18 protein-coding genes and 10 tRNA genes are annotated in these 25,737 nt (G+C 63.2%); 25 read left to right on the top strand and 3 right to left on the bottom strand.

Annotated elements, in window-relative coordinates:
- The first annotated feature begins 4 nt into the window (after positions 1–4).
- The 11 genes from JQ604_RS01410 to JQ604_RS01360 all read left to right on the top strand — a co-directional run bounded on the left by JQ604_RS01410 (position 5) and on the right by JQ604_RS01360 (position 1,800).
- A tRNA-Leu gene (locus tag JQ604_RS01410) sits at positions 5–87 on the top strand.
- A 3-nt stretch (positions 88–90) separates the two neighbouring features.
- Positions 91–165: transfer RNA gene (locus JQ604_RS01405), tRNA-Asp, on the top strand.
- Between the two features lie 68 nt (positions 166–233).
- Positions 234–770 (top strand): HNH endonuclease, encoded by a 537-nt coding sequence (locus JQ604_RS01400; protein WP_212352256.1) that lies wholly within the window; start codon positions 234–236, stop codon positions 768–770.
- Between the two features lie 225 nt (positions 771–995).
- Positions 996–1,069 (top strand) — tRNA-Gly (locus JQ604_RS01395).
- Positions 1,070–1,073: 4 nt separating this feature from the next.
- Positions 1,074–1,149, top strand: a tRNA-Phe gene (locus tag JQ604_RS01390).
- Between the two features lie 79 nt (positions 1,150–1,228).
- Positions 1,229–1,304, top strand: a tRNA-Asn gene (locus JQ604_RS01385).
- A gap of 18 nt (positions 1,305–1,322) precedes the next feature.
- Positions 1,323–1,397 (top strand) — tRNA-Glu (locus JQ604_RS01380).
- Positions 1,398–1,402: 5 nt separating this feature from the next.
- Positions 1,403–1,479 (top strand) — tRNA-Arg (locus tag JQ604_RS01375).
- Between the two features lie 8 nt (positions 1,480–1,487).
- Positions 1,488–1,566 (top strand) — tRNA-Pro (locus tag JQ604_RS01370).
- A gap of 77 nt (positions 1,567–1,643) precedes the next feature.
- A tRNA-His gene (locus tag JQ604_RS01365) sits at positions 1,644–1,718 on the top strand.
- Positions 1,719–1,725: 7 nt separating this feature from the next.
- Positions 1,726–1,800 (top strand) — tRNA-Trp (locus JQ604_RS01360).
- 83 nt (positions 1,801–1,883) lie between these two features.
- Here the strand turns inward: JQ604_RS01360 and JQ604_RS01355 are convergent.
- On the bottom strand, positions 1,884–2,813 hold the full coding sequence (locus JQ604_RS01355) for a response regulator (RefSeq protein ID WP_212352254.1): 930 nt from the start codon (positions 2,811–2,813) through the stop codon (positions 1,884–1,886).
- Positions 2,803–6,171, bottom strand: a complete 3,369-nt coding sequence (locus JQ604_RS01350; RefSeq protein ID WP_212352252.1) for a hybrid sensor histidine kinase/response regulator — start codon at positions 6,169–6,171, stop codon at positions 2,803–2,805. Before JQ604_RS01350 ends, JQ604_RS01355 begins: the two co-directional genes overlap by 11 nt.
- Before the next feature lie 173 nt (positions 6,172–6,344).
- Here JQ604_RS01350 and urtA point away from each other — a divergent pair, with 173 nt between their 5' ends.
- From urtA to JQ604_RS01295, 11 genes are all read left to right on the top strand, one after another.
- Positions 6,345–7,604, top strand: coding sequence for an urea ABC transporter substrate-binding protein (urtA, locus tag JQ604_RS01345; protein ID WP_212352251.1), 1,260 nt, complete (start codon positions 6,345–6,347; stop codon positions 7,602–7,604).
- Between the two features lie 143 nt (positions 7,605–7,747).
- Positions 7,748–8,674: an urea ABC transporter permease subunit UrtB gene (gene urtB, locus JQ604_RS01340; RefSeq protein WP_212352249.1), complete on the top strand. Its 927-nt coding sequence runs from the start codon at positions 7,748–7,750 to the stop codon at positions 8,672–8,674.
- A 23-nt stretch (positions 8,675–8,697) separates the two neighbouring features.
- A complete protein-coding gene (gene urtC / locus JQ604_RS01335; RefSeq protein WP_212352246.1) occupies positions 8,698–9,837 on the top strand; it encodes an urea ABC transporter permease subunit UrtC in 1,140 nt (379 codons plus the stop codon).
- Positions 9,838–9,903: 66 nt separating this feature from the next.
- Positions 9,904–10,659: an urea ABC transporter ATP-binding protein UrtD gene (urtD, locus tag JQ604_RS01330; protein ID WP_212352245.1), complete on the top strand. Its 756-nt coding sequence runs from the start codon at positions 9,904–9,906 to the stop codon at positions 10,657–10,659.
- A 9-nt stretch (positions 10,660–10,668) separates the two neighbouring features.
- On the top strand, positions 10,669–11,358 hold the full coding sequence (gene urtE, locus JQ604_RS01325; protein WP_212352244.1) for an urea ABC transporter ATP-binding subunit UrtE: 690 nt from the start codon (positions 10,669–10,671) through the stop codon (positions 11,356–11,358).
- Between the two features lie 24 nt (positions 11,359–11,382).
- Positions 11,383–12,612 carry a formamidase gene (gene fmdA, locus JQ604_RS01320; RefSeq protein ID WP_212352242.1) on the top strand — a complete coding sequence of 410 codons (1,230 nt, stop codon included), beginning with the start codon at positions 11,383–11,385 and terminating at the stop codon, positions 12,610–12,612.
- Positions 12,613–12,679: 67 nt separating this feature from the next.
- Complete coding sequence (locus JQ604_RS01315) at positions 12,680–13,030, top strand: FmdB family zinc ribbon protein (RefSeq protein ID WP_212352240.1); 351 nt, start codon at positions 12,680–12,682, stop codon at positions 13,028–13,030.
- Between the two features lie 46 nt (positions 13,031–13,076).
- Positions 13,077–14,117, top strand: coding sequence for an aliphatic amidase (locus JQ604_RS01310; protein ID WP_212352238.1), 1,041 nt, complete (start codon positions 13,077–13,079; stop codon positions 14,115–14,117).
- Between the two features lie 474 nt (positions 14,118–14,591).
- The gene (locus JQ604_RS01305) at positions 14,592–15,476 is read left to right on the top strand and encodes an NAD(P)-dependent oxidoreductase (RefSeq protein ID WP_249157906.1); all 885 of its coding nucleotides are present in this window, start codon (positions 14,592–14,594) and stop codon (positions 15,474–15,476) included.
- A 95-nt stretch (positions 15,477–15,571) separates the two neighbouring features.
- Positions 15,572–17,053 (top strand): aldehyde dehydrogenase family protein, encoded by a 1,482-nt coding sequence (locus tag JQ604_RS01300; RefSeq protein WP_212352236.1) that lies wholly within the window; start codon positions 15,572–15,574, stop codon positions 17,051–17,053.
- A 72-nt stretch (positions 17,054–17,125) separates the two neighbouring features.
- Positions 17,126–18,205 (top strand): isocitrate/isopropylmalate dehydrogenase family protein, encoded by a 1,080-nt coding sequence (locus JQ604_RS01295; protein WP_212352234.1) that lies wholly within the window; start codon positions 17,126–17,128, stop codon positions 18,203–18,205.
- A 9-nt stretch (positions 18,206–18,214) separates the two neighbouring features.
- Here the strand turns inward: JQ604_RS01295 and JQ604_RS01290 are convergent, their stop codons facing one another.
- Entirely contained in the window at positions 18,215–19,111 is an 897-nt protein-coding gene (locus JQ604_RS01290) for a LysR family transcriptional regulator (protein ID WP_212352225.1), read from the bottom strand.
- Positions 19,112–19,650: 539 nt separating this feature from the next.
- Between JQ604_RS01290 and aceE the strand changes: the two genes are divergently transcribed.
- From aceE to lpdA, 3 genes are read left to right on the top strand one after another with little or no spacing between them, the layout of a single operon-like run.
- On the top strand, positions 19,651–22,338 hold the full coding sequence (gene aceE / locus JQ604_RS01285) for a pyruvate dehydrogenase (acetyl-transferring), homodimeric type (protein WP_212352223.1): 2,688 nt from the start codon (positions 19,651–19,653) through the stop codon (positions 22,336–22,338).
- A gap of 23 nt (positions 22,339–22,361) precedes the next feature.
- A complete protein-coding gene (locus tag JQ604_RS01280; protein WP_212352221.1) occupies positions 22,362–23,930 on the top strand; it encodes a dihydrolipoyllysine-residue acetyltransferase in 1,569 nt (522 codons plus the stop codon).
- A 17-nt stretch (positions 23,931–23,947) separates the two neighbouring features.
- On the top strand, positions 23,948–25,699 hold the full coding sequence (gene lpdA / locus JQ604_RS01275) for a dihydrolipoyl dehydrogenase (RefSeq protein WP_212352220.1): 1,752 nt from the start codon (positions 23,948–23,950) through the stop codon (positions 25,697–25,699).
- The last annotated feature ends 38 nt before the right edge of the window (positions 25,700–25,737 follow it).

Here is a 25,737-nt window from a genome sequence, read left to right as displayed (position 1 = left end):
ATTCGCGCTCGTGGCGAAACTGGTAGACGCGCCGTCTTGAGAGGGCGGTGGGAGACCATGCCGGTTCGATCCCGGCCGATCGCACCAATGGCCCATGTCCCCATCTGGCGAAGGGACCGGACTGTCGATCCGGGAAGGCGAGTTCGATCCTCGTCATGGGCGCCAATTCAAGAACGTCGTTTCGTATCGGTTGATATCCGGTGGCGCCCACCACCTAACGAGAGGAGAGGGCAATGTTCGCAGCAAACCCGGCTCTTGTCCTCAACGCGGACTTCCAGCCGCTCAGTTATTTTCCGTTGTCGCTGTTCAACTGGGAGGATGCCGTCAAGGCGGTGGTGAAGGGATCACACGTCGTCGTCGCCGAATACGACCAGGTGGTGCGCAGCCCGTCGACCGTGATGCGTCTTCCATCGGTCATCGCGCTGCGCGATTATGTGCGGCCGCCGGCTCGTGTCGCTTTCACGCGGTTCAACCTCTTTCTCCGCGATCGCTTCCGTTGCCAGTATTGCGGCGACCAGCAGCTGCGCGGCGAATTGACATTCGACCACGTGATCCCGCGCGCCGATGGCGGCCAGACGTCTTGGACCAACATCGTGGCGGCGTGCAGTCCCTGCAATACGCGCAAGGCCCGCTTCCATCTGAAGCCGCTGCGGAAGCCGTTCGAGCCGACGCAGCACGATCTGATGGCGGCCCAGCGTCTCTTTCCGCCAAATTTTCTGCATGAGACCTGGCGCGACTATCTGTACTGGGATGTCGAGCTCGAGAAGTAACAGCGCCGGCGGTGAGTTGTTGCCGCCGGCGCTCATCGTCATGGACATCAACCGGACGACCACGCCATAACGATCGCGCCAGGCCGGATGTACGCCGGCGCCGCCGGGGAGTTTGTAGCCTTGGCACCATCTGGGTAACGTCAAGTCTGGGGACTGAGCGGGCCTGTAAAGCCTGCGCCTTTGTGCCTGCCTGGTTCGATTCCAGGGTTACCTACCAAAGTCATTGCGGACGTAGCTGGAAGGTCGAGCACCTGAGTGCCACTCAGGAGATTTGGTTTCGATTACCGACGTCCGCGCCATTTCGCCCAGTTAGCAAATCTGGTGATTGCACGCGCTTGAAGAGCGCAGGAGGCCAGTTCGAATCTGGCGCTGGGCACCAGTTCGGGGCAAGCAGCGGACTGCGGTTGATCCTTGCACTGTCCGGAGTTCGACGCGTCCGTTGCTCCACCATCTCTCATTCCCGTCGAGCCATCTTGGCGAGGGCGCTCCGCTGTTAACGGAGGAAGGCACGTTCGAACCGTGCGGCGGGAGCCAATGCGATTGAAACAATGTGCTGCCATCGTCTAGCGGCAAGGATGCCCGGTTCTCAACCGGGCGGCGCGGGTTCGAGTCCCGCTGGCAGCACCATTCATCTTCCCGTAGCTCAACTGGATGAGCAGCGCGCTACGAACGCGAAGGCATGCAGGTTCGACTCCTGCCGGGAAGGCCAACCATGATGAGCGTGTAGGGGAGCCTGGTCGTCCCCACCTGCCTTGGAAGCAGGGGGTCGGTGGTTCGAATCCACCCACGCTGACCATCCCCAGCGCGCTCGACGAACTGGATGGTCAGGCGTCTTCTAAGTGGCCCGATGCTGGTTCGAGGCCAGCCGAATCTCCTGATTTCGTTCAATGGCAGGATGCTCGGTTGTGGACCGGGAGACGTGGAGTTCGATTCTCCCAATCAGGACCAGATCAATACCGGCTTAGTTCAGTGGCAGAACGCGGGCCTCCAAAACCCGATGTCGACTGTTCGATTCAGTCAGCCGGTGCCAATTTCTTCGCGTACCCTTGTCGATCTGATCGCCAACTCTAGGCCATTTCGAGAAATGAATGTGCCGCCAAAGCGACCTTAAGATCATTGCTTCAAAATTTTCGCGTTGACCGCGATCGCCGCTGCTGCGGTGCGATTCTCCACACCGAGCTTGGAATAGATCTGCTCGAGATGCTTGTCGACGGTCCGCGGGCTCAACCCCAGGATTTGCGCGATATCCCGGTTGGTCTTTCCCTTGGACAGCCAGGACAGCACTTCGCCTTCGCGCGTGGTCAGACCGAGCTCTTTTGAAAACTCCGCTGGCGCGTCGGCGCCGGAATCCTTGGCGAGGCGAAGCAGGAATTCGTTCGGACCGAGCTTGCCCATATACTGCAGCCGCAATTGCTCGTTGCCGGGGAGGGCGGACATGGTCGCGGTCTTCGCGGCGGATTTTCCCTTTTGCACCTGATCGAGCCATTGCGGTATCGGATCGGGCAGCACGAACGCGTCGATGGCGTCGTCGGCGAGCGTGTCCGCCAGAAGCTTCTGGACCTGCGGCGTCGCCCATAACAGTTTGCCATGGCTGTTGACCGCGAGCAGATAGCGGCCGGAGACGTCCAAGGCAGCGCGCGCGCTCTGGGTCATCCGCGCGTTGGCGAGGTGGACACGGATCCGCGCCAGCATCTCCTCGATAACGATCGGCTTCGTCACATAGTCGACGCCACCGGCCTCCAGGCCGCGCACGATATGCTCGGTCTCGGCGAGGCCCGTCATGAAGATGATCGGAATGCCGTCGAGGCCAGCGTGGCGCTTGAGCCGCCGGCAGGTCTCGAAGCCGTCCATGCCGGGCATGACTGCATCGAGCAGCACGATGTCGGGCGTGATCTGGTCGACGATCCGCATCGCAGACGCACCGTCGAGCGCGACCATCACGGTCATGCCGGCGCCGTCGAGCGCGTCGGTCAGGAGCCGCAACGTCTCCGGCGAGTCGTCGACGACGAGCGCGACATCGCGCTTCTTGGGATCAGTGATCATAGCCGTGCAATGTTTTCAGCGTCGCCATGTACTGGTCGAGATCGAAGCGGTCGACCAGCGCGCGCATGTGGGTGACGAAGTCGGCATGCTCCGGCAGTTCGGCGCCGATCTCGTCGAGCTTGAGCTGAATTGCCCGGACATAGCCGAGACGGCCGAGGCTGATCAACTCCTCGACATATTTCAGCGGTGGCCGCGAGCCGCTCTCCGGCTTCCACAGCGGCACCGGCGCCTGGTCGGCCTCGTACTGCCATTCGAGCTTGAGCAATTGGCGGATGGTCTCCAGCAGTCGCGGGATGTCGATCGGCTTCATCAGATAGCCGTCGTGGAACGGCTGCGCCAGCGGCGCGCCGTGCGCTTCGAGCGCGCTCGCAGACACCATCAGGATGCGCGCGGTGTGATGGCCGTTGGCGCGCAAGGTCTCTGCGACCGTCCAGCCGTCCATGCCGGCCATGGAGATATCGAGCAGGAACAGATCGGGTCGGCAGTGCTGCGCCAGCGCGAGGCAGCCAGGGCCATCCGGTGCGCTGAGCAGGATGAAGCCGAGCGGCGCCAGCACCTCGCGGAGGAGGTCGCGATGGGTCGGATCGTCGTCGGTGATCAGGATCGTCTTGCGCGGGCCGAGATAGCCGTGGACCGGCGCCTCCACCGGCGCGTCGCGCCGCGGGTTTGTCACTTCGGAGAGCAGGAGTTTCACGCGGAAGGTCGCGCCGGCGCCGACCGTGCTTGTCACCTTGATGTCGCCGCCCATCACGCCCGCGAGCAGGCGGCTGATGGTCAGTCCCAGACCGGTGCCGGTCTGCGGCTGCGCGACGCCGAGCGCACCACGCTCGAAAGGCGCGAAGATGCGTTCGAGGTCGTCCGGCTGGATGCCGGGGCCGGTATCGACCACCTCGAATTCGGCGACCGGGCTGCGATAATGCACGACGAATTTGACGCTGCCTACTTGCGTGAACTTGATCGCGTTCGACAGCAAATTGATCAGGATCTGCCGCAGCCGCTTCTCGTCGGCATAGACCACGACCGGCAGCACCGCTGGCCGCTTGAACACGAAGTCGATTCCCTTTGCCGCGGCTTGCAGGCGGAACATACCGACGAGCTGATCGAGGAAATCATTGAGACGGACCTCGTCGCGGGAGAGGTAGAGCCGCCCGGCCTCGATCTTTGAGATGTCCAGAATGCCGTCGATCAGGCCCGAGAGATGGTCGGCGCTGCGACGGACCACGCGGACCTGATCACGCGGTCGTGCCTGCAGGCTGTTGTCCTGCTCCAGCAACTGCGCATAGCCGGAGATTGCGTTCAGCGGCGAGCGCAGCTCGTGGCTCAAGCCCACGACATAGCGGCTCTTGGCGAGGTTGGCGGATTCGGCCACTTCCTTGGCGCGCTGCAATTCGGCATCGGTGCGCTTGTGTGCGTCGATCTCCTGGATCAGCAGCGTGGTCTGCCGCCGCGTCTCTTCTTCTGCGGCGCGCCGGCTCTGCTGCGCCAGCACGAACAGCCACGCGACAACGCCGATGATGATGATCAGCGCGAAGAAGACTTTCCAGAGCACGTCGGCCAACAGCGCATCGGCGTGCACGGTGGCCGAGGTCTGCAGATAGATCAGCCCGAGCACGAGCCCAACCAGGCCGGCCGACACCGCGAACACGCCGACATACTGGCCGAACTGCGAATTGATCCGAGCATGGATCGTCTCGGGCAGCATCTTGCCAAGCGCCGCCGATACCTGCGCGCCCGCCCGCGCATGCGGCTTGCAGAGATCGTGGCAGCGGGCATCGAGCGAGCAGCACAGCGAGCAGATCGGCCCGGCATACGCCGGGCAGGAGGCCATGTCCTCCGGCTCGAACGAATGCTCGCAGATACAGCACTGGATCGCCTCGACGTTCTGCCAGCTTCGTTTCGGCTTGCGGGCAATGTAGTATTTTCCGTCGGTGGCCCACGCGATCAGCGGCGCGGCGATGAAGGCCGCGGCGAGCGCGACGAAGGCCGACAGCGCTTTTGCGGTCGGCCCGAACAATCCGTAGAACGCCGAGATCGAGACGATGGTCGCGATCGTCATGGCACCGACGCCGACCGGATTGATGTCGTAGAGATGCGCGCGCTTGAACTCGATCTGCGGCGGGCGCAGGCCAAGCGGCTTGTTGATGACGAGATCGGCGACCAGCGCGCCGACCCAAGCGATCGCGACGTTGGAATAGAGCGCGAGCGTCTGCTCCAGCGCCTTGTAGACGCCGATCTCCATCAAGAGCAGCGCCACCATCACGTTGAACACCAGCCAGACCACGCGGCCGGGATGGCTGTGGGTCAGCCGCGAGAAGAAGTTCGACCAGGCGATCGAGCCGGCATAGGCGTTGGTGACGTTGATCTTGACCTGCGACAGGATGACGAAGGTGCCGGTCAGCGCCAGCGCCAGATCAGGCTGCGACAGCACGTAACGGAATGCTTCGAGATACATGTTGGCGGGCTCGGCCGCCTGTTCGAGCGCGACGCCGTGGCTCAGCGCGAAATAGGCGAGGAAGGAGCCGACCAGGAGCTTGAGCGCGCCGAAGATGATCCAGCCCGGACCGGCGCAGAGCAGCGCGATCCACCACGAGGTCTTCGACGTGCGACGGTCGCGTGGCAGGAAGCGCAGGAAGTCGACCTGTTCGCCGATCTGCGCCACCAATGAGAACACCACCGAGGCGGCGGTGCCGAACAGCAGCAGGTCGAGATGGCCGCTGGTGTCGCCATGCTCGCCGGCGAATTTCCGCCACTCCGTGAACGAATGCGGATTGGCCCAGGCGATCGCCACGAACGGGAGCAGATGCAGGACGACCCACAGCGGTTGCGTCCACAGCTGGAAGCGGCTGATCAGCGTGATGCCGTAGGTGACCAGCGGGATGATGACGATGGCGCTGATGAGATAGCCGAGCGGGCGGGGGATGCCGAAGCACATCTCCAGCGCGGCGGCCAGGATCACCGCTTCGAATGCGAAGAAGATGAAAGTGAAGGACGCGTAGATCAGTGAGGTGATGGTCGAGCCGATATAGCCGAAGCCGGCACCGCGGGTCAGCAGGTCGATGTCGATGCCGCATTTTGCGGCATAATAGGCGATCGGCAGGCCGCACAGGAAGATGATGACGCTGACGACCAGGATCGCTGCGGTCGCGTTGCTCGCGCCGTAGTTCAGCGTGATGGTGCCGCCGATCGCCTCCAGCGCGAGGAAGGAGATCGCCCCGAGTGCGGTATTGGCGACGCGGGCGGCGGACCAGCGCCGCGCGCTCTTGGCGGTGAAGCGCAGCGCGTAGTCTTCCAGCGTCTGGTTGGCGACCCATTGATTGTACTGGCGCCTGACGCGGTCTATCCGCTGCCGCCCTGCCACGTCCTTCAACTCCTGCCCGATTTGCTTTGCGTTGATCGCCAGCAAACCCCGTACCAAAACCTACGTCGTCATTTTGCGGTGCAGTATACGCAATCCCACGTATCTGTGCAGTGCACAATTCTGAGCAATCCTCGCCTCACCAATAAGCGCGTTCTCGAACCAATGGGGTGCTCATGTCAGACGAAACGAACAAGGGCCTGCAGTCGGCATTCCGCCGCAAGCTGCTGATGGGAATGGCGGCCATTCCCGCCATGACCATGCTGCCGCGCGCGTCTTTTGCGCAGACGCCGGCAACTTCCGCGATCAACACAACCGGTCTCGCGGTAACGGATACTGAAGTCACCGTCGGCATCTTGCACTCGGCGACCGGCACGATGGCGATCTCGGAGACCGGCTCGATTGAAGCCGAGAAGCTCGCGATCGAGCAGATCAACGCCATGGGCGGCGTGCTCGGCCGCAAGATCAAGGTCATCCAGGAAGACGGCGCCAGCGACTGGCCGACATTTGCTGAAAAGGCCAAGAAGCTGCTGGTCAACGACAAGGTCGCGGCGATCATGGGCTGCTGGACCTCAGCCTCGCGCAAGGCCGTGCTGCCGGTCGTCGAGCAGTACAACGGCATGCTCTACTACCCGACCTTCTATGAAGGCCTCGAGCAGTCCAAGAACGTCATCTACACCGGCCAGGAAGCCACCCAGCAGATCCTCGCCGGCCTGAACTGGATCGCCAAGGAGAAGGGCGCCAAATCGTTCTTCTTCGTCGGCTCGGATTACATCTGGCCGCGCACCTCGAACAAGATCGCGCGCAAGCACGTCGAGAACGTGCTGAAGGGCAAGGTCGTCGGCGAAGAGTACTATGCGCTCGGTAGCACCCAGTTCAATTCGGTGATCAACAAGATCAAGTTGACCAAGCCCGACGTGATCTTCACCGACGTGGTCGGCGGCTCCAACGTCGCCTTCTATAAGCAGCTCAAGGCGGCGGGCGTCGACCTGTCGAAGCAGGCGCTGCTGACGATCTCGGTGACGGAAGACGAGATCGACGGCATCGGCGGCGAGAACATCGCGGGCGCCTATGCCTGCATGAAGTACTTCCAGTCGCTCGACAATCCGAACAACAAGACCTTCGTGCCCGCGTTCAAGAAGATGTGGGGCGAGAAGACCGTGATCGGCGACGTGACGCAGGCTGCCTATCTCGGCCCGTGGCTGTGGAAGTTGACGGTCGAGAAGGCCGGCTCCTTCGACGTCGACAAGATCGCGGCGGCGTCGCCCGGCGTCGAGTTCAAGGGGGCGCCGGAAGGTTACGTGCGCATCCACGAGAACCATCACCTCTGGTCGAAGACCCGCGTCGGCCGCGCCAAGCTCGATGGCCAGTTCGAGCTGATCTACGAGACGGCTGACCTGGTCGAGCCCGATCCGTTCCCGAAGGGCTATCAGTAAGCCCTCCGCGATCTCGCCCCCGAGCAACAGCTCCCTGGCGCGGACCGTCAATCCGCGTCTCACGACCCCGCGTCGCGACACCACTCGCGACGCGGGACCCTGTCCCTCGGACGCGGGACGCTGTCCCGGCGGAGAACCCTCAGATGTTCGGCGACTATTCGATTGGCGACCTCGGCTCCATCTTCGTCATGCAGGGCTTTGCCGGCCTGATCCTGTTCTCCGTCTACGTGCTGATGGCGCTCGGCCTTGCGATCATCTTCGGCCAGATGGGCGTCATCAACATGGCACACGGCGAATTCATGATCCTGGGCGCCTATGTCACCTGGATGACGTCGAGTTTCTTCCAGTCCTATCTGCCGAGCCTGTTCAGCGGCTACTTCTTCCTCGCGATGATATTGGCTTTCTTCGCCTCCGGTGCGCTGGGAATGCTGGTGGAATGGGTGCTGATCCGGCACCTCTACAAGCGGCCGCTCGACACGCTGCTCGCGACCTGGGGCCTCAGCCTGATGTTGCAGCAGGCCTACCGCTCGATCTTCGGCGCGCGTGAGGTCGGCGTCGAGCTGCCGCAGTGGATGCTGGGCTCTCTGCACGTCACCGACTCCATCGAGGTGCCGATCAACGGCGTGTTCGTGATGGGCCTGACGGTGCTGATCACGATCGCGGTCGCCTACATCATGTACAAATCGCGCTGGGGCCGCCAGGTCCGCGCCGTCGTGCAGAACCGCATCATGGCGGGCGCCGTCGGCATCAACACCGCGAAGGTCGACCGCTACACTTTCGCGCTCGGCTGCGGCATCGCAGGCGTCGCCGGATCAGCCTTCACCATGATCGGCTCAACGGGGCCGACGTCGGGCCAGCTCTACATCGTCGACACCTTCCTGGTCGTCGTGTTCGGCGGCGCCGCCAGCCTGCTCGGCACCATCGCCTCCGCCTTCTCGATCTCGCAGACCCAGTCGACGCTCGAATTCTTCACGTCGGGCTCGATGGCGAAGGTGATGACGCTGCTCGCCGTGGTCGGAATTCTGATGCTGCGGCCGCAGGGTCTGTTCGCCCTCAAGGTCCGCAAATAACGAAAGTGCAGGGGGCTGAACCCATGAACGACAGTCGTTTTGCCACGCGTTCGGAGTTGATCGGCATCCTGGTGCTCGCCGCCTTGCTGGTGGTGGTGCTGCCGCTCTGTCTCGACGTCTTCCGCCTCAACCTAGTCGCCAAATATCTGACCTACGCCTTCGTCGCGCTGGGGCTGGTGATCTGCTGGGGCTATGGCGGCATCCTGAGCCTCGGGCAGGGCGTGTTCTTCGGCCTCGGCGGTTACTGCATGGCGATGTTCCTCAAGCTCGAGGCATCGAGCGTCGAGAACACCAAGATCCAGTCGACGCCGGGCATCCCTGATTTCATGGACTGGAACCAGATCACCGCGCTGCCGTTCTTCTGGAAGCCGTTCCACAGCCTGACCTTCACCATCGCCGCGGTGATCCTGGTGCCGGGCATCTTCGCCCTGATCATCGGTGCCGCGATGTTCAAGCGCCGCGTCGGCGGCACATATTTCGCGATCATCACCCAGGCGGTCGCCGCGATCCTGACCATCCTGATCGTCGGACAGCAGGGCTACACCGGCGGCATCAACGGCATGACCGACCTGCGCACGCTGAAGGGCTGGGACATCCGTCCCGACCACGCCAAGATCGTGCTCTACTTCTTCGAGGTGGGTCTGCTGTTCGCCTGCATCTTCATCGCGCAGTTCGTTCGCCACTCGAAGCTCGGTCGCATCCTGGTGGCAATGCGCGACCAGGAGGATCGTGTCAGGTTCTCCGGCTACAGCGTCGCCAATTTCAAGATCTTCGCCTTCTGCATCGCAGCGGTGTTTGCCGCGATCGGCGGCGCCATGTTCGCGCTGAACGTCGGCTTCATGTCGCCGTCCTTTGTCGGCATCGTGCCCTCGATCGAGATGGTGATCTACACCGCGGTCGGCGGCCGGCTGTCGATCCTGGGCGCGGTCTACGGAACGATCCTCGTCAACTTCGCCAAGACCAGCCTCTCCGAGTCGTTCCCCGAGCTCTGGCTGTTCGGCCTCGGCGGCCTGTTCATCGCCGTGGTGCTCGCATTCCCGAACGGCCTTGCCGGCATCTGGGGCGACTACATCCAGCCGCGGATCAGCAAACTGATCGGCGCGCGGAAGCCGAAGTCGGGCTGGACCGACAACTCGGTCGCCGACGGCGCACCGGCAGAGTGAGGAGGACATCATGCTTGTTGGTCACCCCGTTGCCGATGCCGCGCTGGTGGAATGAGGAGATAGATCATGCTCATCGGTCAACAGCCAAAACCCTTCCTGCTCTCGGTCGAAGGTCTCACCGTCTCCTTCGACGGCTTCAAGGCGGTCAACGATCTCTCCTTCTATGTCGAGGAGAACGAGATCCGCGTCATCATCGGTCCGAACGGCGCCGGCAAGACCACCGTGCTTGACCTGATCTGCGGCAAGACCAAGGCGACATCAGGCTCGATCGAATTCCGCGGCAAGGACCTGACCAAGCTGAAGGAGAACCAGATCGTCAAGGCCGGAGTCGGTCGCAAGTTCCAGACGCCGTCGATCTATGACGACCTCACGGTGTTCGAGAATCTGGAGATCTCCTATCCACGCGGCCGCACCGTGTTCGGCGCGCTGACGTTCACCCGTGACGCCGCCGTGCGCGACCGTGTTCACGAGGTCGCTGAGATGATCTTCCTGAAAGATCGCCTCAACATGAGCGCGGCGCTCCTCAGCCACGGCCAGAAGCAGTGGCTCGAGATCGGCATGCTGCTGATCCAGGACCCGGATTTGCTGATGCTCGACGAACCCGTCGCCGGCATGAGCGTGTCCGAGCGTGCCAAGACCGCCGAGCTGCTCAACCGCATCATCAAGGACCGCTCGGTGCTGGTGATCGAGCACGACATGAAGTTCGTCGAGGACATCGCCCACAAGGTCACGGTGCTGCACCAGGGCCAGATCCTCTCGGAGGGCACGATGGAGAAGGTGAAGAACGATCCGAAAGTGATCGAAGTTTACCTCGGACACTAGGAGTATCGCATGCTGGCAATCTCTGATCTTCACGTCGCCTACGGCCAGAGCGAGGTGCTGCACGGCCTCAACGTCTCGGTCGCGCCCAACGAGATCGTCGCGATCATGGGCCGCAACGGCATGGGCAAGACCACGCTGATGAAGTCGCTGATGGGGATCGTGCCGACCAAGAGCGGCAAGGTGACCATGGACGGCTCCGAGCTCGGTTCGCTGCCGAGCTACGACCGGGTCGCCAAGGGGCTCGCCTATGTGCCACAGGGGCGCATGATCTTCTCGACCATGACGGTGAAGGAGAACATCGAGACCGGCCTCGTCGTCTCCGGTGGCTCGGAAGTGCCTGAGGATATCTATGAGCTGTTTCCGGTGCTGCTGGAGATGAAGGGCCGCCGCGGCGGCAATCTCTCCGGTGGCCAACAGCAGCAGCTCGCGATCGCGCGCGCGCTCGCGACCAAGCCGAAGGTGCTGCTGCTGGATGAGCCGACCGAGGGCATCCAGCCGTCGATCATCAAGGAGATGGCGCGCACCTTGAAGCGCATCCGCGACGAGCGGGGGCTCTCGATCGTCGTCTCCGAGCAGGTCTTGAGCTTTGCGCTCGACATTGCCGACCGCGTGCTCGTCATCGAGAACGGCGAGATCGTCCGTGACGATCCGCGCGACAGCGTCGATGCCGCGCAGATCTCGAAATTCCTGTCCGTTTAACCAGTAACCAAGGGGAGCATCGCGATGCCTGATACACTGATCAAGGTCGACCTCAGCAAGTCCGCCTATGAGAACGACAAGATCCACAACCGCTGGCATCCGGAGGTTCCGATCGTCGAGTGGGTCAGCCCCGGCGACGACTTCATCATCGAGACCGTCGACTGGACCGGCGGCTTCATCAAGAACAACGATTCCGCGGATGACGTGCGCGACATCGACCTGTCGATCGTGCACTTCCTGTCCGGCCCGATCGGCGTCAAAGGCGCCGAGCCCGGCGACTTGCTCGTGGTCGACCTGCTCGACGTCGGTCCCTTGAAGGAGAGCCTGTGGGGCTTCAACGGCTTCTTCTCCAAGCAGAACGGTGGCGGCTTCCTGACCGATCATTTCCCGCTGGCGCAGAAGTCGATCTGGGACATCAAGGGCCTCTACACCTCGTCGCGTCACGTGCCCGGCGTCAATTTTGCCGGCCTGATCCATCCCGGCCTGATCGGCTGTCTGCCCGATGCCAAGATGCTCGCGGCCTGGAATGCGCGCGAAGCCGAGCTGATCGCAACCAACCCGACCCGGGTGCCGGGCCTTGCCAATCCGCCGTTCGCGCCGACCGCGCATGCCGGCCAGGCCAAGGGTGACGTCAAGGCCAAGATCGGTCTCGAGGGCGCCCGCACGGTGCCGCCGCGCGAGCATGGCGGCAACTGCGACATCAAGGATCTGTCGCGCGGCTCGAAGATCTATTTCCCGGTCTATGTGCCGGGCGGCGGCCTCTCGATGGGCGACCTGCATTTCAGCCAGGGCGACGGCGAGATCACCTTCTGCGGCGCGATCGAGATGGCCGGCTGGCTGCATCTCAAGGTCGACATCATCAAGGACGGCGTCGCCAAATACGGCATCAAGAATCCCGTGTTCAAGCCGTCGCCGATCACCCCGAACTACAAGGACTATCTGATCTTCGAGGGCATCTCGGTCGACGAGGCCGGCAAGCAGCATTACCTCGACGTCCACATCGCCTATCGTCAGGCCTGCCTGAACGCGATCGAGTATCTGAAGAAGTTCGGTTACTCCGGCGCGCAGGCCTATTCGATCCTCGGCACCGCGCCGTGCCAGGGCCACATCTCCGGCGTCGTCGACGTGCCCAACGCCTGCGCCACGCTGTGGCTGCCGACCGAGATATTCGACTTCGACGTGATGCCGTCGTCGGCAGGTCCGGTGAAGCACATCACGGGCGACGTCCAGATGCCGATCTCGCCGGACAAGTAACCCCGACGCGAAATGGATGCGGGGCGGTGAGCCCCGCATCCGACGTGCAATAGCGAAGGGAGCGACGATGCCCGTCTACGAATATCTCTGCAATGATTGCGGCCCGTTCACCGACATGCGGCCGATGGCCGAATGCGACCTGCCGCAGGACTGCCCGCAATGCGAGGTGGAATCGCCGCGCGTGATCCTGACCGCGCCGGCGTTCTTCTGCATGCCATCGGACAAGCGCAAGGCGCACGCCACCAACGAGTGCAGCAAGCACGCGCCGAAGACGCTCGACCAGTACAAGGCTGCGCATGGCCCGGGCTGCGGCTGTTGCGGGACCAGTAGCAAGAAGAAGCCGGGACGACTCGTCACGAAAAGCAAGAGTGGCGCCGTCGGCTTTCCGACCGCGCGGCCCTGGATGATCAGCCACTGACGCTGTGGACTGAAAAAACTCAAGCCAGAACAGAAGGGCGTTTCAAATGCTTCACGGTGACATCTCTTCCAGCAACGACGTGGTCGGCGTTGCCGTCGTCAATTACAAAATGCCGCGGCTGCACACCAAGGCCGAGGTGCTCGACAACGCCCGCAAGATCGCCGACATGGTCGTCGGCATGAAGCTCGGTCTGCCTGGCATGGATCTCGTGATCTTCCCGGAATATTCGACCCATGGCATCATGTACGACTCCAAGGAGATGTACGAGACCGCCTCTCAGGTGCCGGGCGAGGAGACCGCGATCTTCGCCGAAGCCTGCCGCAAGGCCAAGGTGTGGGGCGTGTTCTCGCTGACCGGCGAGCGCCATGAGGAGCATCCGCACAAGGCGCCCTACAACACACTGATCCTGATGAACGACAAGGGCGAGATCGTGCAGAAGTACCGCAAGATCATGCCCTGGGTGCCGATCGAGGGCTGGTATCCCGGCAAGTGCACCTATGTCTCGGAAGGCCCCAAGGGGCTGAAGATTAGCCTGATCATCTGCGACGACGGCAATTATCCGGAGATCTGGCGCGACTGCGCGATGAAGGGCGCCGAGCTGATCGTGCGCTGCCAGGGCTATATGTATCCGGCCAAGGAGCAGCAGGTCATGATCTCCAAGGCGATGGCCTGGGCCAACAACGTCTATGTCGCGGTCGCCAACGCCGCGGGCTTCGACGGCGTCTATTCCTATTTCGGCCACTCCGCGATCGTCGGCTTCGACGGTCGCACCTTGGGCGAGACCGGCGAGGAGGAATACGGCATCCAGTACGCCGGCCTGTCGAAGAGCCTGATCCGCGATGCGCGCCGCAACAACCAGTCGCAGAACCATCTCTTCAAGCTTCTGCATCGCGGCTACACCGGCATGATCAATTCCGGCGAGAGCGCGAAGGGCCTGGCGGCCTGTCCCTATGACTTCTATTCGAAATGGATCGCCGACCCGGAAGGCACGCGCGACATGATCGAGGCCATGACCCGCCCGACTGTCGGCACCGAGGAATGCCCGATCGACGGCATTCCAAACGAGAAGTCCGCGACGAATTACTAGTGCATGATCCGGAAACGCGTAAAGCTGTTTTCCCTCGCGACAAACGCCGAAGGCGTTTGGGCGGAGATCATACTCGAACCAACAGCCAAAGCGCGATGACGATTGATCCCAATCTCATCGCGCTTTCGTTCATCGCGTTGCGCCCCTCATCAACAGATCGCACGCCGAGGCAGTGCCGACGCCGCGCAGAATTTTCTGAAACGGTTGTCAGTTTTCTGGATCACTGAGGCCTGGACGGTATCGAGGCACAGTGCGCGCGTTGCAATGCGCGATCGCGGCGTCCCCAATGTGGATCAGAAAAGCCAAACAGGGGGTCAGAAAAAACGCCTTGCTAGAAGCGGGGTGAAATCGCTCATCTTGCGGCACAAGCAACAACCAATTTCGGGCGGGAACGATGATCGCGAGCGACACTCGCCGCCGCGCAGGAAGCAGCCGCCCGATCCAGACATGTGAGAGATCAGCGAGGTTATCCTGATGAAGGTCGGAATGATCGGCGTCGGCCTGATGGGCCATGGCATCGCGAAGAACGTCCTGGCGCAGGGCGGATTTCCGCTCGCGTTTCTCGATCATCCGGGCAACCAGCCGGTCGACGATCTCATCGCCCTCGGTGCCATCGCCTGCAAGACGCCCGGCGACGTGGCTGATGTGTCCGACGTCGTCATCCTCTGCGTGACCGGGTCTCCCCAGGTCGAGGCGATTCTCACTGGCGAGACCGGCGTGCTGGCGCGCCTGCGCAAGGGCACCATCATCGTCGATTGCTCGACTGCGCTGCCGGAATCGACCTTGCGGATGGCTGCTGCCGTCCGCGCGGCGGGTGGAGGCTTTCTCGATGCGCCCATGACGCGGACGGCGAAGCATGCGGAAGAGGGGACGCTGAACCTGCTGGTCGGCGGCGACGAGGCGGACTTCCAAAGCGTCCGCGCGGTGCTTGCCTCTTTCACTGAAGGCCTCGAGAGAGTGGGGCCTGTCAGTTTTGGTCATCGGCTCAAGCTGCTCCACAACTATGTCTCGATCGGATTCATGGCACTGCTCAGCGAGGCCGCTGCGCAGGCGGCCGATGCAGGCGTCGATCCCGCCGTGTTCGTCGATGTCCTTGCCAAGGGCGGCGGTGCCGGCGCGGCGCTGCAGCGGTTGACCCCGGCCATCGTGACTGATGACGTTGGCACGGTTCCATTCTTCATCGGCAACGCGTTGAAGGACATCGACTACTACCGGACCATGGCGAGCGCGTCGGGCGCATCCAAGGCGATCGCCGACGGCGTTGCCGGCGCGATCGCGGCGGTGGTCGAAAGCGGCCACGGCCAGGCCTATATTCCAGAACTGGCGCGCTTCCTGCGGAAGCAGCAGCCGGCGGCCTAGAGACCGTTGCCGAGGCGACGAATCGTTGCAATGAAGGCGCAAAATCAAACAAGGGCGGAGACCCAGAAACCGCCCGCTGAGACAGGAGTAGACCAATGACAAAAGCTGACATCCGATTCCCGATCGACGGCCGCACCCGCAAGATGTTCGTCGACGGTGCGTGGGTGGAAGCTCGCTCGGGGAAGGTCTTCGAGACGCGCAACCCTGCGACCGGCGAGGTGATCGGTCGGGTGCCGCGTGGCGACGCGGCCGATATCGGCCTTGCCGTCACCGCGGCCCGTCGCGCCTTCGAAGGACCGTGGAGTCGTTTCAAGCCGTTCGAGCGGCAGGCGCTGCTGTTGCGGATCGCCGACCTGTTCGAAAAGCACTGGGAGGAGATCAGCCAGTCCGATACGGCGGACATGGGAATGCCGATCGTCAGGACGCGGGCGAACAAGCAGCGCGTGCTCGGCATGCTCAGATACTACGCCGGCATGGCGACCGCGATCCACGGGCAGACGATCGATAACTCGCTGCCGGGCGACATCGTCTCGTTCACGCGGAAGGAGCCCGTCGGCGTCGTCGGCGCCATCATCCCCTGGAACGCACCCACGGCTGCGTCGGTCTGGAAGATCGGCCCTGCGCTTGCGACCGGCTGCACTATCGTGCTGAAACCCTCCGAAGAGGCGCCGCTGACGCCGTTGCTGATCGCGGACCTGATGAACGAAGCCGGCGTGCCTGCCGGCGTCGTCAACGTCGTGACCGGGACCGGCTCGGAGGCCGGCGCGCCGCTGGCCGAACATTCCGGTGTCGACAAGATCGTCTTCACCGGGTCCACCGCAACCGGGCAGGCGATCGTTCGCGCGTCGGCCGGCAACCTCAAGCGGGTTTCGCTCGAGCTCGGCGGAAAGTCTCCGGTGATCGTCTGCGCCGACGCGGATCTCGACAAGGCGGTGCCGATTGCGGCAATGGCTGCATTTGCCAATTCGGGCCAGATCTGCATCGCTGGCTCCCGTCTGTTCGTCGAGCGATCGATCCACGACGAGCTGGTGGAACGCCTCGGGAAGTTCGCCGCGGCCCTGAAGATCGGCGATGGCGCCGATCCCACCACCGAGATCGGACCGATCGTTTCCGAGCGCCAGCTCGACAAGGTCGAAGGCTTCCTGCGGAGCGGGCGCGACGAGGGCGCGAAGGTCGTGACTGGCGGCCGCAGACTGAAGGAGGGCGGCTTCGCGAAGGGCAATTTCGTCGAGCCGACCGTGTTCGCCGGTGTCTCCGACACCATGCAGATCGCCCGCGATGAAATCTTTGGCCCCGTCATTTCCGCGTTGCCTTTCGACACGCTCGATGAGGCCGTGACGCGCGCCAATGCGACGCCATACGGGCTGGCAGCGGGTGTGTTCACGCGTGACGTGAGCAAGGCCCACACCATCTCGCGCAGTCTCCGCGCGGGGTCGGTTTGGGTGAACACCTATCACGCCATCGATCCTGCATTGCCCTTCGGCGGCTACAAGATGAGCGGATATGGCCGTGAGGGCGGCACCGAACAGCTCGATGAATACCTCAACACCAAGGGGGTCTGGATCAAGCTGGATTGATCCAGACATTCGCCCGCCTGACGCCTGCGGGAGACGCGACTACCACAAGATAAAATGGGTCGAACGAGGACCATGAAGGACACTTACAAGATCGCCGTCGTCCATGGAGACGGTATTGGACCTGAAGTCGCTCGTGCGGCGGTCGCCGTCCTGCAGGCCGGCGTCCAGACCGGTGCGCTCCAGTTCGTGGAATATCCGGCCGGTGCCACGCACTTCCTCGAAACCGGGGATTCATTTCCGGCAACCTCGTTCGAAGGCTGCCGCACGGCCGACGCCATTCTCCATGGCGCCGCCGGCATTCCCGGTGTGGTTCATCGTGACGGAACCGAAGCCGGGCTGGATTTCACGCTATCGCTTCGCTTCAGGCTGGACCTGTACGCCAACGTGCGACCGATCAAGCTCTACAAGGGTGTGCCGTCCCCGCTCGGACGTCCGGGCTCGATCGATTACGTCATCGTCAGGGAGAACAGCGAGGGCCTCTATGCCGCGCGCGGCGCCGGCGCGTTGCTCAGGGAAGAAGTCGCCGTCGACACCCTGGTCCAGACCAGGAAGGGCATCGACCGCATCGTCCGGTTCGCGTTCGAACTGGCGAGGTCGCGGAACGGTTCTCCAAAGGATGGACGCCGCCGGGTGACCTGCTGCGACAAGGCGAATGTCTTGCGTACCTATGCGTTCTTCCGCGCGGTCTTCGACGAGGTTGCCAAGGACTATCCCGATATCGAAGCCGAGCATGTCCTCGTTGACGCGATGACGGTTCATCTCGTCAACAAGCCCTCGCACTTCGACGTCGTTGTCACCGAGAACATGTTTGGCGACATCATTTCCGATCTGGGCGCCGCGACTGTCGGCGGCATGGGCATGTCGCCGTCGGAAGAAGTCGGCGACGGCATCGGTTTCTTCCAGGCTTCGCACGGCTCGGCTCCGGACATCGCAGGAAAGGGCCTCGCCAATCCCTATGGAACGATCCTGGCGTCGATCCTGATGCTGCGGCGTCTGGACCGGCGCTATCGGGACAGCCGGCTGCAGCTCGGTGCCGACAGGATCGAAGCCGCGGTCCGCGCGGGGCTGGAGGACGCCGCCTTGAGGACGCGCGACATCGGTGGCAGCGCGACCACCGGTCAGGTCGTCGATGCGTTGTTGAAGCTGATCTGAGCGAGCGCGTCAGCGAAGCTGGGCCAGACTCGCGCGGATTAACGAGATCAGTTGCTCGGTGTTTGGACGCCGGACAGGGTTGCGCGTGGTGATCAAACCGATTTGACGAAGCTTGACGTGGTCGGCGATCGGGACCGTCCGAAACTGCTGCACGCCGGCCTGCACGAGAGCAACCCGCGGTACGATCGCGATGCCGAGGCCGGACGCTGCCAGGGCGAGCGCCGTCGTTGCGGCCTGAACTTCGAATTGTACATCGAGGCGGACGGAGAGGCTCTCTAGCGTCTCGTCGATCAGCCCCCGGACCGCCGTCGTCTTCGACAGCAGGATGACCGGCTGTTCGACGAGATCGGCAAAGCCGATGCTTGATTGCCCCTGGTCGAAAGCCGGCGGTACGCAGGCAACGAGAGGATCCTCGAGGATCGGCTCGAACTCATACTCCCCCATGTCCGGCACCTGTGGGCCAATGCCGAACTCGACGTCCTGCCGCTTCAGCAGTTCAAGCATGGGCGTCGTGGAGAGCTCCATGAGCTGCACCTGGCTCCGCGGATAGCGGACCTTGAACGTCGCCAGGATGTTGGGAAGCCATCCGGATGCCAGCGTCGGGACGCAGGCCATCCGGATGTGGCGGCTGCGGGACTGCGCCGATTCCGTCAGCAGATCCAGCCCGGACTGCACTTCCTGAAGTGCGCGCTTGGCCTGCTCGAACAGGATCCGGCCCTCCGGCGTCAGCAACACCTTCTGCGGCGTACGACGAAACAGCAGGACGCCGATCTGCTCCTCCAGATCGCGGATCTGCATGCTGATCGCAGACGGCGACCGGTTCGATTCTTCCGCCGCTTTCCGGAAGCTCTCGTGCTCGGCTGCGAGCAGGAAAGTATGGAGAAGCTTGAGATTGATGTTCGACAAGTCCGAATACCTCGTTCAGCGCCGATGCGCTCCACCCACGCAATAAAGCCGGCGCCGATCGACTGTATATCCGGCCAAGGAGGCGGCGGTCCCGGTCAAAACACAGCGTGTTTGCGTTGCAGCAAAATCCGGGATCCGTCGGGTCAAGACCGTGCTCGCCTGGCCCATACGTCAGCTGCCGTCCCGATCCGACATTTCGGGTGCGCCTCCAGCCGGCTTTTCCGGAGCCTCAGACAAGCTCTGGCCGATCGCACCGCTGAATAGATCGGCGCGCTCGACAATATCCAACAATATGAGCGACATGCGCACCGTCGGCGAGGCTTCGCGCTGTCTGGCATGAATGCTGCTAAGGCATCCTCCAAACGGGCGATAGCTCCAGAACAAGCAGCGTGAGGGGACGTTCAAATGTCAGCCGCCATTCAACTCATCACCTAAAGCGACAGGCGATACCGCCCGTACTACATTGCGAGTTCCGCATGGACGCGGAGCGCAATGAATGTTGATGCTTGAGTTTGGCCCGGCATGCAATGGAGAGGGTAATGACGGTGGGGAACGCGCACGATCTGGATCCGCAGGAAACCCAGGACTGGCTCGACGCCTTGTCCGCAGTTCAGGGCCATCGCGGCAATGAACGAGCCGAGTTTGTCGTCAATACGATGGTCGATGCCGCGCGCCGCGGCGGCCTCCAGATCGAGCAGTCGCTGACGACGCCTTACTGCAACACGATCCCGGTCAGCCAGCAGCCGCCGCTGCCCGGCGATCGCGCCATTGAACACAAGCTGCGCTCGCTGATCCGCTGGAACGCACTCGCGATCGTGCTGCGTGCCAACAAGGAGAGCTCCGAGCTCGGCGGCCATATTGCAAGCTTCCAGTCGGCGGCGACGCTCTACGACATCGGCTTCGGCCATTTCTGGCATGCGCCGACCGAGGGCCATGGCGGCGATCTGATCTTCGTTCAGGGCCATTGTTCGCCCGGTATCTACGCGCGAGCCTTCCTCGAAGGACGGCTGAGCGAGGAGCAACTGCTCGGCTTCCGCCAGGAGACCGGCGGCAAGGGCCTGTCGAGCTATCCGCATCCCTGGCTGATGCCGGACTTCTGGCAGTTCCCGACGGTGTCGATGGGGCTGGGGCCGCTGATGGCGATCTATCAGGCGCGCTTCCTGAAATATCTCGAGAACCGCCACCTGGCCGAGACTGCGAACCGCAAGGTCTGGGCGTTCATGGGCGACGGCGAAACCGACGAGCCGGAATCGCTCGGCGCGATCGCGCTCGCGGGCCGTGAGAATCTCGACAATCTGATCTTCGTCATCAATTGCAACCTGCAGCGGCTCGACGGTCCCGTTCGCGGCAACGGCAAGATCGTCCAGGAGCTCGAAAGCATCTTCCGCGGTGCGGGCTGGAACGTCATCAAGGTGCTGTGGGGCTCGGGCTGGGATCGCCTGCTTGAAAAGGACAAGAGCGGGCGGCTGCTCCAGCTCATGGACGAATGCGTCGACGGCGAATACCAGGACTTCAAGAGCAAGAGCGGCGCCTACATTCGCGAGCACTTCTTCGGCAAGTATGAGGAAACCAAGCAGCTCGTCGCCGACATGAGCGACGACGAGATCTGGCAGCTCGCGCGCGGCGGCCACGATCCCGAGAAGGTTTTCGCCGCCTACACCGCGGCGGTGAACCACAAGGGGCAGCCGACGGTCATTCTGCCGAAGACGGTCAAGGGTTACGGCATGGGCGAGTCCGGCGAAGGCCAGATGATCGCGCACCAGGCCAAGAAGATGACGCAGGACGCGCTGCGCGGCTTCCGCGACCGCTTCCAGGTGCCGGTCGCAGACGCGGATCTCGCCAAGGTGCCTTTCCTCAAGCTGCCGGACGATAGCCCGGAGATGAAGTACCACCGGGCGCAGCGCGAAAAGCTCGGCGGCTACCTGCCACAACGCCGGCAAAAATCCGAGTCGTTGCAAATTCCGCCGCTCTCGACGTTCCAGCGGCTGCTCGAAAACACCGGCGAGCGCGAAATCTCGACGACGATGGCGTTCGTGCAATTGCTCGGTGCGCTCGTGCGCGACAAGGTGATCGGCAAGCACATCGTGCCGATCGTGCCGGACGAATCCCGCACCTTCGGCATGGAGGGCATGTTCCGGCAACTCGGCATCTATTCGTCGGTCGGCCAGCTGTACCGGCCGCAGGATGCCGATCAGCTGATGTATTACCGCGAAGACAAGAGCGGGCAGGTCTTCCAGGAGGGCATCAACGAAGGCGGCGCGATGTCGAGCTGGATCGTCGCGGCGACGTCGTACAGCACGAACAACGTGCCGATGATCCCGTTCTACATCTACTATTCGATGTTCGGCCTGCAGCGCGTCGGCGATCTCGCCTGGCTCGCCGGCGACATGCGCGCACGCGGCTTCCTGCTCGGCGGCACCGCCGGCCGCACCACGCTGAATGGCGAAGGCCTGCAGCATGAGGACGGCCACAGCCACGTGCTGGCCGGCACCATCCCGAACTGCGTGTCCTACGATCCGACCTTCGCCTATGAGGTCGTGACCATTGTCCGCGAAGGCATGCGCCGCATGTATGAAGCGCAGGAGGACGTCTACTACTACATCACCCTGATGAACGAGAATTATCCGCATCCCGCGCTGGCCGACGCCGGCAAGGGCGCGGAGGAGGGCATTCTCAAGGGGATGTATCTTCTCAAAAACGGCGGCGAGACCGCGAAGAAAGGGCTGCGTGTCCAGCTCGTCGGCTCCGGCACGATCCTGCGCGAGGTGATCGCAGCGGCCGATCTGCTCAAGGCCGATTTCGGCGTCACCGCCGACGTCTGGAGTGCGACCAGCTTCAACGAGCTGCGCCGCGACGGCATGGCGGCGGAGCGCTGGAATCTGCTGCATCCGACCGAGCCGCGCCGCAAGAGCTGGGTTGAATCGCAGCTCGAAAATCATCCCGGGCCGGTCGTGGCGTCGACCGACTACATGCGCAACTATCCCGACCAGATCCGGGAACATGTCCACGCAGCCGGGCGCCGCTACACCGTGTTGGGCACGGACGGTTTTGGCCGCAGCGACTATCGCGTCAAGCTCCGCAAATTCTTCGAGGTCGACCGGCACTACGTGGTGGTCGCGGCGCTCAAGGCCCTGGCCGACGATGGTGCGATCAAGCCGGCGCTCGTCGCTGACGCAATTGCCAAATATCAAATCGACGCCGGGCGCGCTGCGCCCTGGACCCTGTGATCAGCGGAACCGAGGGTAGAGCGATGAGTGGTCTGATCGACATCAAGGTTCCCGACATCGGTGATTTCAAGGACGTTCCGGTCATCGAAGTCTTCGTCAAGCCGGGCGACAAGGTCAAAGCCGAGGACCCGCTGGTTGCATTGGAGTCCGACAAGGCGACCATGGAGGTGCCATCGCCACGCGATGGCGTCGTGAAGTCGGTCGTCGTCAAGGTCGGCGACAAGGTCAGCGAAGGTGCTGTCATCGTGCAGTTCGAGGGCGCGGGCGAGCACGCTGAAACCCGTCCCGTCGTCAGCGCGCCGCCGTCGCCGACCAGCGCTCCGGCCGGCGTTGCCGAAGTGCGCGTTCCTGATATCGGCGACTTCAAGGACGTGCCTGTCATCGAGATCTTCGTCAAACCCGGCGACAGCGTGAAGGCGGAAGATCCGCTGATTGCGCTCGAGTCGGACAAGGCGACGATGGAAGTGCCGGCGCCGCTTTCCGGCACCGTGCGCGAGATCAAGGTGAAGACCGGCGACAAGGTCAGCGAAGGCGCGATTATCCTTGTGCTTGCGACGGGGGGCGGGGGCGCGGCGTCCGCCCCGGTCGCCGCTGCGCGGGCACCCGTCGCAGCGGCACCTGCCGCAGCTCCCGCGGTGCAAGCCGGCGTGGTGGACGAAAAAGCCTTCGCGCTCGCCTATGCGGGCCCCGCGGTCCGCAAGCTGGCGCGTGAACTCGGCGTCGATCTCGGCAAGGTCAAGGGGTCAGGCAATCACGGCCGCATTCAGCGCGAGGATGTCGAGGCCTTCGCCAGGGGCGGTGGGGCTGCGGCGGCCAAACCGCAGGCTGCGGCGGCAAGTGGAGGCGGCGTCGGCGGCATCGATCTGTTGCCGTGGCCCAAGATCGACTTCGCAAAATTCGGTCCGGTCGAGCGCAAGGAGCTCGGCCGCATCAAGAAGATCTCCGCGGCCAATCTGCACCGCAACTGGGTCGTCATCCCGCACGTCACCACGCATGACGAGGCCGATATCACCGAGCTCGAGCAGTTCCGCGTGAAGATGAACAAGGAGCTGGAGAAGAGCGGCGTCAAGCTCTCGCTGCTGCCGTTCATGGTGAAGGCGGCTGTTGCGGCGCTGAAGAAGTTTCCGGAGTTCAACGCCAGCCTCGACGGCGACACGCTCGTCTACAAGAACTACTGGCACATCGGCTTCGCGGCGGATACGCCGAACGGCCTGATGGTGCCCGTGATCCGCGATGCCGACAAGAAGTCGATCCCGGACATCGCCAACGAGATGAATGCGCTCGCCAAGCTCGCGCGCGAGGGCAAGATCAAGCCGGACCAGATGCAGGGCGGCACTTTCTCGATCTCCTCGCTCGGCGGCATCGGCGGAATCTATTTCACGCCGATCATCAACGCGCCCGAGGTCGCGATCATGGGCGTCTGCAAGGGCTATTGGAAACAGCATTCGCCCGACGGCAAGACCTGGACATCGCGCCTGACCTTGCCGCTGTCGCTGTCCTGGGATCACCGCGTCATCGACGGCGCGGCGGCCGCGCGCTTCAACGTCTACTTCGCCAATGTGCTCGCCGATCTGCGGCGCGTGCTGTTCTGAGATCGGGGGAAAGCAGCATGGCCCAGCAGATCGAAGTCAAGGTTCCCGACATCGGCGACTTCAAGGACGTTGCGGTGATCGAGGTGATGGTGAAGCCCGGCGAGACGGTCGCGGTCGACACCAGCCTCATCATGGTCGAGTCCGACAAGGCGTCGATGGAGATTCCGTCGTCGCACGCCGGGACCGTCAAGGACGTCAAGGTCAAAGTCGACGACAAGGTCAGCGAAGGATCGGTGATCCTCGTGCTGGAGACGACGGGGGCTGCGGCTGCGCCGGCGCCCACGGCTGCTCCGGCTTCAAAACCGGCTGCTGCGCCGCCGCCGGTTGCGCCCGCCGCGGCGACCCACTCCGGCAAGGCGGATATCGAATGCGACATGCTGGTGCTCGGCGCCGGCCCCGGCGGTTACTCGGCCGCCTTCCGCGCCGCCGATCTCGGCATGAAGACGGTGCTGGTCGAGCGTTACGAGACGCTCGGCGGCGTCTGTCTCAATGTCGGCTGCATTCCGAGCAAGGCGCTGCTGCACACGGCGTCCGTGATCGACGAGGTCAAGCATCTGCCCGATCATGGCATCACTTTCGGCGCGCCGCAGCTCGACATCGACAAGCTGCGCGGATTCAAGGATGGCGTGATCAAAAAGCTGACCGGCGGCCTCGCCGGCATGGCGAAGGCCCGCAAGGTCGAGGTGGTGACCGGTGTCGGCGCCTTCCTCGATCCGCATCATCTCGAAGTTGTCACCGCCGGCGGCAAGAAGACGGTCAAGTTCAAGAACGCGATCATCGCCGCCGGCAGCCAGGCCGTGAAGCTGCCGTTCCTGCCCGAGGATCCCCGCATCGTCGACTCGACCGGCGCGCTGCTGCTGAAATCGATCCCCAAGCGTATGCTGGTGATCGGCGGCGGCATCATCGGGCTCGAAATGGCCACGGTCTATTCGACGCTCGGCGCGCGCATCGACGTCGTCGAAATGCTCGACGGCCTGATGCAGGGCGCTGATCGCGACCTGGTCAAAGTCTGGGAGAAGATGAACGCGAAGCGTTTCGACAAGGTGATGCTGAAGACCAAGACGGTGGCCGGAAAAGCGACCGCTGCCGGCATCGAGGTCAGCTTCGAAGGCGAGCAGGCGCCCGCCGGGCCGCAGGTCTATGACCTCGTCCTGGTCGCAGTCGGCCGCAGTCCAAATGGCAAGAAGATCGGCGCCGAGAAGGCCGGCATCGCGGTGACCGACCGCGGCTTCATCAACGTCGACAAGCAGATGCGCACCAATGTGGCGCACATCTTTGCGATCGGAGACATCATCGGGCAGCCGATGCTGGCGCACAAGGCCGTGCATGAAGGCCACGTCGCCGCGGAGGTCGCGCACGGCGAAAAGTCCTATTTCGACGCGCGCCAGATTCCATCCGTCGCCTATACCGATCCCGAAGTCGCCTGGGCCGGCAAAACCGAAGACCAGTGCAAGGCCGAGGGCATCAAGTTCGGCAAGTCGGTGTTCCCCTGGGCGGCATCGGGCCGCGCCATCGCCAACGGCCGCGACGAGGGGTTCACCAAATTGCTGTTCGACACCGCCACCCATCGCGTCATCGGCGGCGGCATCGTGGGCACACATGCGGGCGATCTCATCAGTGAGATCTGCCTCGCGGTCGAGATGGGCTGCGAGCCTGCCGATATCGGCAAGACCATTCATCCGCATCCGACGCTCGGCGAGTCCATCGGCATGGCAGCGGAGGTCTTTGAGGGCCACTGCACCGATCTGCCGCCGCAGAAGAAGAAATAGCGCGGCCTGCCAACGCAGGACGCAACGAGATCAGGGAG

This window comes from Bradyrhizobium jicamae, assembly GCF_018130695.1.
In the GTDB taxonomy this organism is placed as follows: domain Bacteria; phylum Pseudomonadota; class Alphaproteobacteria; order Rhizobiales; family Xanthobacteraceae; genus Bradyrhizobium; species Bradyrhizobium jicamae_B.
Note: the sequence above shows the minus strand (reverse complement) of the source record. Positions and strands in the feature narration are given on the sequence as shown.